Origin of the sequence: Paenibacillus sp. FSL K6-1558, from assembly GCF_038002565.1 — a bacterium.
Taxonomy (GTDB): domain Bacteria; phylum Bacillota; class Bacilli; order Paenibacillales; family Paenibacillaceae; genus Paenibacillus; species Paenibacillus polysaccharolyticus.
Window position 1 is genome coordinate 3429821 of the sequence record NZ_JBBOCV010000001.1, and the last position, 13441, is coordinate 3443261.

Consider the following 13441-nt stretch of genomic DNA (forward strand, 5'->3'; position numbering starts at 1 on the left):
ATACTCAATTTATTTAGTCATTTCTGGATGCGCAAAACCCCATTATAGTTTGCCTTCCTCGCGGTCGCCAGCGATCACTTCATCCGTTTCTTTGACATAGTCCACGATCTCTTGGACCGTTGTGTAGGCCACACCGACATAGGTATCGGCTGCGCCGTAATAGATGGCAATTCGTCCAGTATCGGCATCATGCAGGGTTGCACATGGGAAGACAACGTTATCAACGAAGCCCTGCTCCTCATACCATTTCTCCGGCGTCAGCACGAAGTTGGAGGAACGATACTTCACTTTGGACGGCTCATCCAGATCCAGAATCACCGCACCCATGCTGTACACAAAACCGTTGCATGTTCCGGTTACACCGTGGTAGAACATCAGCCAACCTTCAGACGTCTCGATCGGAGCGGGGCCACCTCCAATTTTTACGGATTGCCACCAGCCCTGACCGCCTTTGCTCATGACGTGACGATGTTTTCCCCAGTACACCAGATCCGGGCTTTCGCTCAGAAAGATGTCTCCAAACGGAGTATGTCCGCTGTCACTTGGTCTGGATAACATCACGTAGTTATCGTTGATTTTGCGTGGAAACAATACACCATTGCGATTGAATGGCAGCATCGGATTCTCAAGACGGACAAACGTTTTGAAGTCCTCCGTCTTGGCGAGACCCAGGGCCGCACCGTAAAAATCGGTACACCAGATGATGTAATAGGTATCTTCCACTTTGACCAGACGCGGGTCGTATGCGTAGTTCGGCATAAACGGTTCGCCTTGTTCGTCTACAAAAGTGATGCGCTCCTCCTCTATCGTCCAAGATAACCCATCTTCACTCGAACCCATGTGCAGGTGTGGACGGCCATTGACTGTCTCGGCACGGAATACACCGATGAATTTCCCCTCATAAGGAACGACTGCACTGTTAAAAATACGGGCAACTCCCTTCACCGGATTACGTGGCACCACCGGATTAGCCGAGTGTCTCCACACCGGGCCTTCCGTTCCTTCCGGCTTATCCTCCCAAGGCATATTTGGCAAAGCATCCCCAACCATGTGTACCTTTTTCGTTTCAGTGACTGTCATATCTCATTTCTCCTTCTAATTGAATGATTTCAAGGAATGGTTTCACGCAATCATTTCACGGAACCTTGCGCAAAACCGTTGTAGATGTATTTCTGAAGCAACAGGAAAATAATCATCGTTGGAATAATGGCAATCATAATCCCGGCACTGATGACCTCCCATTGTGATCCGAAGGGGCCCTTGAACTTGAACAGGGCGGTGGATATTACCTGTAGATCGGTTTTTGGCATGTACAGGAATGGCGTGTAGAAATCGTTGTAAATGTTGACACCTTTGACGATAATGACCGTGACAATCGCCGGTTTCAACAAAGGCAATATAATTCTCCAATAGATCGTGAAGTATGAAGCACCGTCCAGCATAGCCGATTCATCCAGCGCGCTGGAGATCGAACCGAGAAATTGCAGGAAAATGTACACCGCGATAATATCGGTTCCCAGATACATGACGATAGCTGCCCACCGTGTGTTGAACAGGTCGAGGGCGTTAATAATCTGGAAGGTGGCAACTTGTGTCGTTACGCTCGGAATCAGGGTAGCCAGCAGGAAAGCGGCAACCATAATTTTTTTGCCTTTGAACTTGAAGCGGTCCAGTACATAGGCAATCATGGAACCTGTCAACGTTGCACCCACGATGGATATGATTAGAATAATGATTGTATTTTTGAAACCGACAAGCATGTTGCCATCCACAAATGCCTTGGCATAATTCGCAAAGTTAAGCCAGTTGGCGGGCGGGGCTAGTGGACTGCTATTGGCATACTCGGCATTGGTCTTCAGGGACGCAAACAGGATCACTACGATAGGCAAAAGTGCAATGAACGCCGCCAGAATCAGAGAAACGTATTTGATTATGCTGGCGATGGTATATTTGAATTGGTTCACGTTCATTCCTCTCCTTTCATGCTGACACGCTGCACAAGCGTTACAAGAATTACGATCAGAAGCAGCACGACAGCCATCGCTGATGCGAGTCCCAATTTGCCGTATTTAAATGCCAAGTGAACGGTCTGAATAACAAAGGTCATACTTCCGTTGGAACCGTCGGTCATAATATATGGAATATCGAACGCACTGATGGCGCCGCTTATGGCCAAGATCAGATTAAGTTGCAGAATGCGGGTAATACTCGGCAAAATGATATGGCGAAATTGTTGCCAGCGGTTCGCACCGTCAATATCGGAAGCCTCATACACATCCTTCGGAATCGAAGAAATCGCACCCAGGAAGATGATGAAGTTAAAGCCCATATATCTCCAGACCGATGCACCCGCGAGGGATACGTTAATAATATTCGGGTTACCCAGCCAGAGCTGGGTGTACTGTCCCAGTCCGATCGCCTGCATCAGCGTATCAAGCGTACCGTCCGGCTTGAAGAAAAAGAGGAAGATAAAACCGATAGCCACGCCATTCAGCAAGTAAGGGAAGAACAGAATGCCTTTAAAGAAATTTTTGCCCCGGATTTTGAAGCTGAGGATCGTAGCAAAATAGAGGGCCAGACCCATCTGTACAAAGGTTGCCACAAAATAATACAAACTGACGATAAACACTTTAAAGTATTCCGGATCGCTAAAAATCCGTGTGTAATTATCAAATCCAACATAGTCGAACCTTTTGCTGTATCCATTCCAATCGGTAAAGCTGTATTTGAACATGTTAATGACAGGCAAATAAGCAAACGTAAATAACAGTGCCAGCGGAATAATCGAGAAGGCACAGATAATAAATATGCGTTGTGCTGAGTAACTCCAGTTTGAAATTCTCCAGTATTTCATGCTCCCCACACCTCCCAGCGGTTCAGCCGCCTTGGTTCATACACGCTCCGTATCGCTCCGCGGATGTAACCGCAGGGTGGGCCAAGTAAATACACATGTTTAACAAGTCTTCACCACAATCAATTCATTTGATGGTTTAACTCCCGTGCGAACCTGGCCCAAAAATCCGACAACTACCGGCACCCGTATTACATCTGCTTCATCTGCTCACATCTGCTGTATGAACGCTCGTTTTTCCTATTATTTCGTAACCTCTGCGCGGGCTTTTACCCATTTATCATTCAGGTCTTTCATGATGTCATCATACGATTCGCTTCGGTTACCGATAGCTGCTTCAATAATTCGTTTCTTGAAGTCAGGCTGCCAGAGGCCAATCTCGCCTTCGTTATCGATTTTGTCCATCAATCCCTCTTGCCCCTCTTTAGCCGGAGTTAAAGTAGAGAATTTTACATCTTTATACTGATCCAGAATCGGCGGAAGCTCTGCGCTCTTGTCTGCACTCATGCCTCCACCTTGCTCAACCGCATAGTTGGATTTTGCCAGGAACCAGTCGATCCATGCTTTTGCCGCAGGTTTGTTCTCGCTGTTCACATTCATGCCGATGTTGTAATCCGCGGACAGCGGTACGATTACATCGCTAGCATTAGTCGGGAAGGGTAAGAAACCAATATTTTCTGGTTTATCTGTCATGCCTTGAATCTGTGTAATCGCCCATGATCCGAGAGCCATCGTTGCAATTTTGCCATTAGCCAGATCTGCCTTGGAACTCTCCCAGTCTGTAGTTGTCGGATCCTTCTCGATCAGACCGTTCTTGGCTGCATCATAGAGTACTTTGTACAGCTCGTAGTGCGGCTTCCCTGGCACAAAGTTCTCATCCGTATTCGGTTGATCCACGTTAACATAGTCTACACTTCCTGCAACCGTTGGCAGGTCGGCCTCCCATTGAGTAAGTGCCCAGCCGGATGCATAGTTCGTATAGAGCGGGATCGCATTCGTATTGTCTTTCACCTTCTGAAGTGATGCCTGGAATTGCTCCGGTGTCTTCGGAAGCTCAGTGATGCCTGCGTCTTTGAAGACCTGTTTGTTATAAATAATGCCTGAGAACGTGATGACGGTTGGAATGCCGTATACCTGACCATCCACCATTCGCTCTTCAATGGCAGTGTATTTGTCTTTCAGTTCATCGTACGTGCCAAGTGGCTCGAAAAAGTCCGGGATATCGGCGATTGGAACACTTGTCGGAATCATAAGTACGTCGCCGTAGTCTTTGGTGCTCATCCGAATTTTCACTTGCCCTTCATAATCAGCCAAAGCCTGGAAATTCACTTTCACATCCGGATACTCCTTGTTGAACTCGGCCGCATAGTCCTTAAATACGGTATCAACAATATCAGTGCGTTGTGTCAACACGGTAATTTCGCCCTTGATATCTGCCGGATCTGTGCTGATCTCTTCTCCTGCCTGCGTACCCCCTCCTGTTGAACACGCTGCAAGCAGCGAAGTGATAAGTAGCATCGTGAGCAGCAATACCCAGCCTTTATTTTTCCTCATTTGTTCCGACCCCTTCCTTAATTAAGTTATCGTTAAGGTTACAAATTAGATTCTATTATGGTAACGCTTACCTGTCAATTCAATTATTTATTACTTTACCGGCAAAATAAAATATACAATTCGTTGACAAGGTAATTTCGTAGAACTAATATTATTTCATAAAGTTACCGATAACTTAATTTAATTAAACATGATTTTGCACGGATGAAGGAGCGCTCTGGATGACTCATAAGATGAATCAGCTTCAAACAGAAATTGCGGAGCATTGGAAGACGAAGATTATGCCGTTCTGGTCTAACTTAAAAGATGAAGATCATGGTGGATTCTACGGCTGGGTTGGCAACGATCTGCAGATCAATCATCAGGCACCCAAAGGCGGAATCGCTACAGCACGGCAGCTTTGGTCTTTTTCCGCAGCCTACCGGGTAACCGGTGAGGATATCTGGCGGGAGCACGCTGAACACGCCTATCGTTTTCTCACTGGACACCTGATAGACAGAGAGCACGGAGGGATGTACTGGATGGTCGATGCCACTGGTGAAACGCTGGATACGAGCAAGCATGTGTATACTCAGTCCTTTGGCATATATGCGCTCAGCGAATACTACCGAGCAACAGATGATGCTTCTGCACTAACACTTGCGAAAACGCTTTTTGCGCTGATAGAGAGCAAAGGCTTCAACACAGAATCATCTGCTTACAAAGAGCAATTTGACCGATGTTGGAATGAACAGCCGAATGAAATGTTGAGTGAAAACGGGGTCATTGCGGATTACACGATGAATACGCACATTCATGTGCTGGAAGCCTATACCACCCTATACAGGGTGTGGCCGGACCCACAAGTAAAAGCATCCCTTGAGCGACTGCTCGGAATTCTGTATGAACGGGTATATGACAAGAACACCAGGTTCCTCGGGGTTTTTTTCAACAAAAAGTGGGAATCCATCATTGATCTGCGCTCGTTCGGACATGACATCGAAGCAAGCTGGCTGATTGACGAAGCACTCAAGGTGCTGGGACTTGAAGATCATCCGCAGTATGCCGTCATGGTCACGGATATCGCCTACAACATCCTGAGCGTGGCCGTACAAGCGGATGGTTCACTCATGAACGAACAGGAAGGCAAGCATGTAGATACCACTCGTATCTGGTGGGTTCAGGCGGAAGCGATGGTTGGTTTCTATAACGCCTATCAGCGCACCGGGGATTCTAAATTTCTGGAAAGGGTCGAACAGTTGTGGAATTATACGCAGGATCACATCGTGGATTCCCGGCCAGGCGGTGAGTGGTACTGGGCTGTGGACGAAAATGGCACACCTGATCATCATGAAATGGCCGGCCCGTGGAAATGTCCGTATCATAACAGCCGATTTTGCATTGAACTCATGGAGAGGATGGGATAAGCATGATACACCCAAAATACAAATCGTTACTGGAACAGCAGGAGCAGCTTTTGTCACGTCAAAATGAGGTGGATTCTTCCTTCTACAATGGCGTTTACCAGCGTTATCGGTATCCGGTCATTACACGCCATCATGTGCCACTGCACTGGAGATTTGATCTAAACGAAACAACGAATCCGTATTTCATGGAGCGTCTGGGCATTAACGCAACACTCAACCCGGGAGCAATCTATCACAACGGAAAATACATTATGGTCGTACGCACGGAAGGACTGGATCGGAAATCGATCTTTGCCCTTGCAGAGAGCGACAACGGCGTAGACGGATTCCGCTTCACCCGCAAACCGCTTGTCTGGGACGATATCGATGCAGCGGAAACCAATCAATATGACATGCGTCTGGTTCAGCATGAAGACGGCTGGATCTACGGCATCTATTGCTCGGAACGCAAAGACCCGGATGCGCCTGCCTTCGACACCTCCAGCGCTGTTGCACAGGCGGGTCTGGTTCGCACACGTGACCTGACCCGTTGGGAACGCCTTCCGAATATTACGACGAACTCCCCGCAGCAACGGAATGTGGTGCTGCATCCCGAGTTTGTCGATGGTAAATATGCTTTGTACACACGTCCGCAGGATGGATTTATCTCCACAGGCAGCGGTGGCGGTATTGCCTTCGGTCTGTGCGAGGATATCCTGAATCCGGTTATTCACGAAGAGATCATTATAGATGAACGGAAATACCACACGGTGTATGAGGTGAAAAATGGTCAAGGCCCTGCCCCGATCAAAACAGACCGTGGCTGGATTCATGTTGCCCACGGCGTACGGAACACCGCAGCAGGTCTTAGGTACGTACTGTACACCTTCGCCACCGATCTGCATGATCCGGCACGCATCATCGCCAAGCCGGGCGGGCACTTCCTTGCACCTTATGATGACGAGCGCGTAGGCGATGTATCCAATGTTATTTTTTGCAACGGTGCCGTGGTTAATGAGAAGGGTGAAGTCTTTATCTACTATGCATCCAGTGATACACGCTGTCATGTTGCCACAACCACGCTGGAGCAATTGGTGGATTACACGTTTAATACTCCTGCTGACCCTTATCGTTCCCTGGACTGTTCCAGCCAGCGTGGAAACCTGATTGAGCAGAACGAACGTTTATTGCAAAATCAATGAAACTAACATCGCTCAATCAACCTTGTCCAACCTTCCGGGACTTGCGAAAAATAGTGATGTGAGACCCGGAATGGCTTTATTCCAGGTTGGTAACGATGTATACTAATATGGATTGTTGTTATGTTGGAAGAACGCGCTCATCATAATGACAGCACATTGTACCTAAACCGGCTTGAAGGAGGCGACCAAAGCTGAAGAACAATATCACCATGCGGGATATCGCCGACAGGCTCGGGGTCAGCAGTGTGACCGTCTCGAAAGCGTTGAATGACAAAGAAGGCGTCAGTGGCGAATTAAAGGAAAAGATTAAACAACTTGCCGTCCAGATGGGTTATCGGTATAACGCCACAGCCCGTTCAATGAAGGAAGGCTTAACTCATAATGTTGGTGTAATTATCCCGGAGCGGTTTACCGGTCCTACGCAATCGTTCTATGTACGCGTGTTCCAACGCATTACCAAACATCTGGAGGAACAGGGATATTACGGTATTCTTCATATTTTGAACAGTGAGGATGAAGAGGAGCTATCCCTGCCCAAACTGTACAGTGACAGCAAGGTTGACGGCTTCATTGTGCTGGGTCAGGTCAGCAAGGAGTATATTGAATTGGTGCAGTCGATGGACGTACCTAAGATGTTCCTCGATTTCTACGATGAACATTCCGATATCGATTCTGTTGTGACGGACAACTTCTATGCCGCGTATGAAATGACAAACTATCTGATCCAGCAGGGACACCGCAGTATTGCTTATGTAGGTAATCTGTATTCGACAAGCAGCATTCAGGATCGTTTTCTTGGTTATTACAAATCATTGCTTGAGCACCGGATGCCCATGAATCCGGATTTGGTGCTTAATGATCGGGATGAACGAGGTACGTTTATCGAGATCAATCTACCAGAACAGCTTCCCACCGCATTTGTCTGCAACTGTGATCAGGTTGCTCATCTGCTCGTGCAGAAGCTGACTTCGCTGGGTATTCAAGTGCCGGCCCAATGCTCTGTCGTTGGGTTCGACAATGATATCTACGCCATGCTGTCTGAACCTAAACTCACCACAGTTGAGGTAGATATCGAACAGATGGCACGGACGGCTGTTCAATCCATGCTCAAAAAGATTGACAACCCGAACCGTAGCTTCGGTCGCGTCCATGTAAAGGGCAATATCATCTATCGTGAATCAGTAAGTGTTGCACCAGAGACCCAGCCTCAAGTGACAACAACGACACAATAATTATGAAGCAGAAGACCACTGAACATAAAGCCTTTAAGCCATGACAGTAAATTGTAGGCATTTGGAGCTGAGGCAAGTAACATGGACAAGTAACATTAAAAACAAGCGCCCCCGCAACAACTGCAGGGTCGCTTGTTTTTTTTACTTATTTTTAATCGTTAGATTGTACGGAGCACTTCACTCAATAGCTTGTCTTCAGCCAATTGTCTTTAGACCAAGTTAACTTTCCTGCTCCTGCACCGTTGGAAGCAGTGAGACGTGCATTCAGTGTAGATGGATCATCTGTCTGGTAGCTGTATGGAAGGGAACCAAAACCATTCCACGAGAACGGTTTGATGACAGCCGGAACAGGTGCAAGTGGACTACCTGCTGTGTCACTATTACCACGGAAGGAACTTCCATCCAGAGAGTAAATCGTATCGAGCACACTGATTTTTCCGGTGTATGTGGCGTTGGTCGGATCTGTCTGATTGTTGCGTACAGGATACTGCACATCCTTGATTACTGATTTTTCAACTAACACTGCGCCGCTTTCGGTTGAGATAGCCCCATTGCTGGTAATACCGAATTTGTAGCCTTTAGATGCAATGGCTGTGGCCATAGCGTTAGTAATGCGCGCTTGAGCTGAACGGGCATCTGAAGCATCCATGATGATGTTATAGGCGTGGGCATTACCACCACGCAGACGAGGCATGCGATCCTGAATGTCTTTATATAGGTTATGATGCAGAGTAATCGACAGGTTAGCGTTAGCCGACTCTAGACTGGTCGCACCGACGAGATGCCCTTTTTTCTGCGGTCCAGCGATAGCAATGATATCTTCTTTGCTTAAACCGACCGCACTGCTACGCAGATGGTTATACATTGGATAGGAAGATTTATTGGCTTCCAATTCGTTAATCTGACGGGTAACCCAGCTGTTCGCACTACCGTCATCCCCTTTGAAAGTGGACCAGGAGATGGTTACACCGCTAGTTCCCTTTTTCGAATCGACGAGTCCGTCATAGGCTTTGTTAAACGTGCAGTGATCGATCCACACACCGCTACTGTCCTCCAGAGTAATGTAATCCCAATCGTTTTTGTCATAATCCCCTTTGGTCGATTCATCCCATTCCCAGAGCTCATCGAATTCCAGGTTACGAATAATCACGTTGGAGCTTCGTTTCACCGTGATAGCAGCGTGTTTGATCTTAGAGCCATTGGCCGAGAAAATGGTGAGTCCATTGAAGCCGTCCACCGTAATTTTGCTGACACCCGTCTGCTTCAATACCGGATGTGTCAATGCATCGTTATGCTTGGCAAAAGGTGCAGTCTGTGCCGCGCTAGGAATCTCGTTCCATCCCAAGTTGAGGTCGTTCATAATTTCAACGACTTTGACACCGGAGTTCTTTTTCAGAGCCAGCGCCAGGTCGGTGGCATTATACACTTTTTTATACGTGGACGTGCTCGACTCATTGATGATTCCGCCGCCTGTGTTCCCTTGGGAGAAACCGGTCAGATTGTAATCCGCGTTGCCCGCTGCCTGCACACTCGCAGGTCCAGATAATAAGGTGAACCCTAGCGTAAGGGCCAGAGCCGTGCTACATAAACTTCGTACTGTTTTTTTCATCGAATTGATTCCTCCCGATAGTATGATGATGAATGATGAGTTGTCCTGCCTGTCTCTCTGCGGCATGTCATGTCGCAAGTGACATATTCACAATGTAAATGTTGGAAGCGATTACAACAATAATCCTGATTTCACATCCCTTTGAGAACGGCCGACAGGAGGCAAATGGTACCCGAAACAACCTGGCATCGTATCAAGTTAACTTGTATAACGGGGTTTGATGTAGGAATGGGAAATCCGTGAAGAGAATAACACGTGGGCAGATAAATGAAATAAAAAAGGCAGGACCGCATCTAGTGCAGACCTGCCCGATTTTACTTTTTGATGGAACGTGTCCAGAAACCGCCATGGAACTGTTTGGGCTCCACGGTGATGACAAAAGCTTTGGGATCGAGAGCCAGAATGGTCTGGTAGAGCAGTTTCTGGTTTTTGCGTTTCGCCAAAATTTCCATAACCAGCCGATCTCCGTCTCGTCCGCTACCAACCCATGAGGTTACACCATACCCTTTATCGCGCAAAGCATTTGCAAGCCCTCCGTCCATCTGGTTGCAGATCACTTTTACGGTAACGTAACCAAGCGCAATTTTTTCCTCAATCCATGCTCCGAGCAGTACTCCAAGCCCGTACCCCACTGCGTATACAATCAGCGCAGACGGCTGGGTCAAATAGCTAAGTACCAGATTCAAGCCCAGTACATAGATTACAATCTCACCCATACTGATCAGGGCAGCGATGTATTTCTGTCCTTTGAGCGTTAAGATCATGCGAAGGGTGTAGGCCGATACATATACAATCTGAATCAAAAAGATAAATAACAAAATTTTAAGCAATGACGATCCCTCTTTCCTAGACCTTTTCGATGAATCAGGGCCTTGGTTATGTGCTGCATGGCGGACATTTCCACCTTATTGGAGATGCTTTTAAAAAAAACCAGGCTCATGTAGTCCATCATATTCCTCTATCTCCATCATTGGACGTTATGCCCTCTTCCTAAACGGTTTGATGTAAATTTTCAGGCATCTGTCCAGTCTGACGATCCCGGAACTGCCATTATAAAACCGTTTGTGTCGATGTTCAACCCGGCGATAGACCCAGGGGCGTAATAACCGTAGCGCGAATATGATGTATAAATCACACTGGATTTAGGGTGATCCCTTATCTTTCGAGCCATGCAAGAGAAATATTCGAGCCAAAATACAGACGGGATGCAGGTTCTATAAGGAAATCCGTTGCCTTTGGTGAGTACGGGACGAATGAACTTCAAAGGAGGAGTGTTCCATGGAAATATGGCGGGAAATGGAGCAGGAAGGTATGGAAAAGCTTGTTTTTTGCCACGATTCCTCCAGCGGACTTCAAGCAATCATTGCCATTCATAACACAACTCTTGGTCCAGCTCTGGGTGGATGCCGCTACTGGGCCTATACATCCAAAGAAGAAGCAATCCGGGATGCGATAAAGCTGGCCAAAGGCATGACCTACAAAAATGCCATGGCAGGTTTGCCCTATGGCGGAGGTAAGGCTGTTGTCTGGGATGTAACCGGTGCTTCGGAGCAGATGACGACAGGGGAACGGGTCGGTGGGGGCGTGGTGGACTCATTGCAGAGCGCTATTTTCGATAGCTTGCTGATAGACTCGAATAAAAGCGATATGCTTGGTGGGACGCTGATCGAATCAGTTAAGGGAGACACATTTGGTAAAGGGCTAGAGCACTCAGCGAAAGATAATGTGCTGGGCAAGATGCTGGCAAACTCAGGAATGGACGAAGCAGGCGAAGCGAACAACGGGATCATAGCGGAGAATTCGGAAGACGAAACACAAACACGAGCACAAGCACAAGCACAAGCACAAGACAAAGTGTGGATGGACACCACGAAAGATGGCTCTTTTAGCAGGACGCAAGCAGACTCGTCAGTGAATGGTACGTTTGGCGAAGGTCTGGCAGATCCAGCGAAGAATAAAGAAATTCGCGCATCGCAGTTTCGGGCTCTCGGGCGGTTTCTGGAGCGATTACAAGGTCGCTTCGTGACAGGTCTGGATCTGGGCACAACGGCGGCAGACATGGACCAGATCCGGGTGGAGACGGCATATGTGACGGATACCACGGGTTCCCTTGGCGCACAGGATGACTTCACTGCCGACATGACCGCCTACGGCGTGTACATCGGCATTGTCACCTCTCTGCGCCACCAGGGCGTAGCCGATCTGCAGGGCATTCCCGTTGCCGTCCAGGGACTGGGCAAGGTCGGGCATGCCCTGTGCCGTTACCTGCATGCAGCCGGGGCACGGCTGATCGTGGCAGACGTTGTACCGGAACGTGTACAACGCGCCCTTGTGCAGTTCAGCGGCGCCATCCCGGCCGATCCGGCCCGTATTCACGCCGCTGACTGCAAGGTGTTCGCCCCCTGTGCCCTAGGGGGCGTGATCACCCCGGCGACCGTGGAGGAGCTTCGCTGCTCCATTGTCGCCGGGGCGGCCAACAACCAGCTGAGTGAACGACAGCTGGTTGCTGGCCGCATGCAGGCGCGCGGCATTCTGTACGCGCCTGACTACGTGCTGAGCGCAGGCGGCATTATCAGCACCGCCTGCGAACTGCAGGGAGCTGGGCCTGACCTGATCCGCCAGAAAGTGGCGGGGATAGCAGGCACGCTCAGCAAGGTATTCGCCGAGGCTGCGCGATCTGGAATCTCCACAGCAGATGCAGCCGATCGTCTGGCCGAGGCCATTCTCGAATCAGGCCAGAACGACTAGGCCTATTAAGTCACACTTCAATATCTCTGTCTTTCATGTATGAGGAAAGTACTGTTTAAGCATTTTTATTCGTAGCCTCGCAGAGCTCTTTATTCTAAACAGTTCCCCACCTGCTTACACTTTCACTTACATCTACACCTGCACTTGCATCTGTATCTGCATTTACACTAACTTCTGCACCACTGTTGTCACCACACACTAACGATCACAGGAGACGTTATTTGGCCCATTTTGCATGCTGTACCAGGCTAACGATCACCAGACACGCTATTTTGCAAAAGTCAGCTCACTTTCGGCCTAAAACACCCTCTTTTGCAGAAATAAGCTTCCTGGTGATCATTAGAATTCATGAGGGCCACTTTTCACCCAAATAAGCTCATCTGAGATCGTTAGAATCACAACACACTTTTGCCTCTACCGCACCTAGGATTATTTGTTTGAGTTACTTATCCCCTCTACTACTCGTCAGGTTACTTGTTTGAGTCACTACTGCACATTGGCCTACTTGTATAATTTATTTATCTGATTTACCGCGTATTCGGTTACTTACTGTACCCGTTTCACTCGGTTCACCTACTTCTTTTACGCTTTTTACTCCGTTTTCTTTATTCACTTTGTTTCCTTTGTTTCCTTTTGTTCGCTTCATTTCTTCATTCAGTTCAATTACTTTGTTTGCATACTTACTTTATTTACTTCATTTCTTTCATTTTAATCTACCCTTCTCCATCCCTTCACTTCTTCCCCCAACGGACCAACCTTTTATGTAACAGAGCCCCGCGTGCGGGTAGTTGCAAGCCGCTCACGGGGCGAAAATAAATACTCACTTCCATCAATCATGCTTAGACCCACTACTTAAAATT

Annotated in this window: 11 protein-coding genes and 1 pseudogene; 5 read left to right on the forward strand and 7 right to left on the reverse strand. The window is 48.0% G+C overall.

All coding sequences use genetic code 11. The annotated features are described in order from the left end of the window. Positions 1-42: 42 nt before the first annotated feature. The 4 genes from MHI38_RS14765 to MHI38_RS14780 all read right to left on the reverse strand — a co-directional run bounded on the left by MHI38_RS14765 (position 43) and on the right by MHI38_RS14780 (position 4405). Entirely contained in the window at positions 43-1080 is a 1038-nt protein-coding gene (locus MHI38_RS14765) for a glycoside hydrolase family 130 protein (RefSeq protein WP_090921591.1), read from the reverse strand. Positions 1081-1130: 50 nt separating this feature from the next. Beyond that, entirely contained in the window at positions 1131-1970 is an 840-nt protein-coding gene (locus MHI38_RS14770; protein ID WP_090921587.1) for a carbohydrate ABC transporter permease, read from the reverse strand. Further along, positions 1967-2854 (reverse strand): carbohydrate ABC transporter permease, encoded by an 888-nt coding sequence (locus MHI38_RS14775; protein WP_154890059.1) that lies wholly within the window; start codon positions 2852-2854, stop codon positions 1967-1969. The genes MHI38_RS14770 and MHI38_RS14775 overlap by 4 nt, the downstream gene beginning before the upstream one ends. A 240-nt stretch (positions 2855-3094) precedes the next feature. Beyond that, entirely contained in the window at positions 3095-4405 is a 1311-nt protein-coding gene (locus tag MHI38_RS14780) for an ABC transporter substrate-binding protein (RefSeq protein WP_341181355.1), read from the reverse strand. A 233-nt stretch (positions 4406-4638) separates the two neighbouring features. On the opposite strand from MHI38_RS14780, the gene MHI38_RS14785 reads away from it, so the two are divergent. From MHI38_RS14785 to MHI38_RS14795, 3 genes are all read left to right on the forward strand, one after another. Then, entirely contained in the window at positions 4639-5811 is a 1173-nt protein-coding gene (locus MHI38_RS14785) for an AGE family epimerase/isomerase (RefSeq protein WP_341181356.1), read from the forward strand. 2 nt (positions 5812-5813) lie between these two features. After that, entirely contained in the window at positions 5814-6992 is a 1179-nt protein-coding gene (locus MHI38_RS14790; protein WP_341181357.1) for a glycoside hydrolase family 130 protein, read from the forward strand. Between the two features lie 209 nt (positions 6993-7201). Further along, entirely contained in the window at positions 7202-8224 is a 1023-nt protein-coding gene (locus MHI38_RS14795) for a LacI family DNA-binding transcriptional regulator (RefSeq protein ID WP_154890055.1), read from the forward strand. Positions 8225-8405: 181 nt separating this feature from the next. Here MHI38_RS14795 and MHI38_RS14800 read toward each other — a convergent pair whose 3' ends face one another. Beyond that, positions 8406-9833: a pectate lyase family protein gene (locus MHI38_RS14800; protein ID WP_154890053.1), complete on the reverse strand. Its 1428-nt coding sequence runs from the start codon at positions 9831-9833 to the stop codon at positions 8406-8408. A 314-nt stretch (positions 9834-10147) separates the two neighbouring features. After that, positions 10148-10663 (reverse strand): DUF2179 domain-containing protein, encoded by a 516-nt coding sequence (locus tag MHI38_RS14805; RefSeq protein ID WP_090921575.1) that lies wholly within the window; start codon positions 10661-10663, stop codon positions 10148-10150. Between the two features lie 448 nt (positions 10664-11111). On the opposite strand from MHI38_RS14805, the pseudogene MHI38_RS14810 reads away from it, so the two are divergent. Both MHI38_RS14810 and MHI38_RS28775 read left to right on the forward strand, forming a co-directional pair. After that, positions 11112-11375 (forward strand): annotated as a pseudogene (locus MHI38_RS14810) (Glu/Leu/Phe/Val dehydrogenase dimerization domain-containing protein); the annotation flags it as partial. 213 nt (positions 11376-11588) lie between these two features. Then, a complete protein-coding gene (locus tag MHI38_RS28775) occupies positions 11589-12581 on the forward strand; it encodes a Glu/Leu/Phe/Val dehydrogenase family protein (protein WP_445667232.1) in 993 nt (330 codons plus the stop codon). Positions 12582-13095: 514 nt separating this feature from the next. On the opposite strand, the gene MHI38_RS14820 is transcribed toward MHI38_RS28775, so the two are convergent. Continuing rightward, complete coding sequence (locus MHI38_RS14820; RefSeq protein ID WP_341181358.1) at positions 13096-13227, reverse strand: hypothetical protein; 132 nt, start codon at positions 13225-13227, stop codon at positions 13096-13098. Between the last annotated feature and the right edge of the window lie 214 nt (positions 13228-13441).

Bases quoted from the DNA above. Each gene is read 5' to 3' on its own strand.
- MHI38_RS14765 (WP_090921591.1), bottom strand. From the start codon at position 1,080: ATGACAGTCACTGAAACGAAAAAGGTACACATGGTTGGGGATGCTTTG.
- MHI38_RS14770 (WP_090921587.1), bottom strand. From the start codon at position 1,970: ATGAACGTGAACCAATTCAAATATACCATCGCCAGCATAATCAAATAC.
- MHI38_RS14775 (WP_154890059.1), bottom strand. From the start codon at position 2,854: ATGAAATACTGGAGAATTTCAAACTGGAGTTACTCAGCACAACGCATA.
- MHI38_RS14780 (WP_341181355.1), bottom strand. From the start codon at position 4,405: ATGAGGAAAAATAAAGGCTGGGTATTGCTGCTCACGATGCTACTTATC.
- MHI38_RS14785 (WP_341181356.1), top strand. From the start codon at position 4,639: ATGAATCAGCTTCAAACAGAAATTGCGGAGCATTGGAAGACGAAGATT.
- MHI38_RS14790 (WP_341181357.1), top strand. From the start codon at position 5,814: ATGATACACCCAAAATACAAATCGTTACTGGAACAGCAGGAGCAGCTT.
- MHI38_RS14795 (WP_154890055.1), top strand. From the start codon at position 7,202: ATGCGGGATATCGCCGACAGGCTCGGGGTCAGCAGTGTGACCGTCTCG.
- MHI38_RS14800 (WP_154890053.1), bottom strand. From the start codon at position 9,833: ATGAAAAAAACAGTACGAAGTTTATGTAGCACGGCTCTGGCCCTTACG.
- MHI38_RS28775 (WP_445667232.1), top strand. From the start codon at position 11,589: ATGGACGAAGCAGGCGAAGCGAACAACGGGATCATAGCGGAGAATTCG.
- MHI38_RS14820 (WP_341181358.1), bottom strand. From the start codon at position 13,227: ATGAAGCGAACAAAAGGAAACAAAGGAAACAAAGTGAATAAAGAAAAC.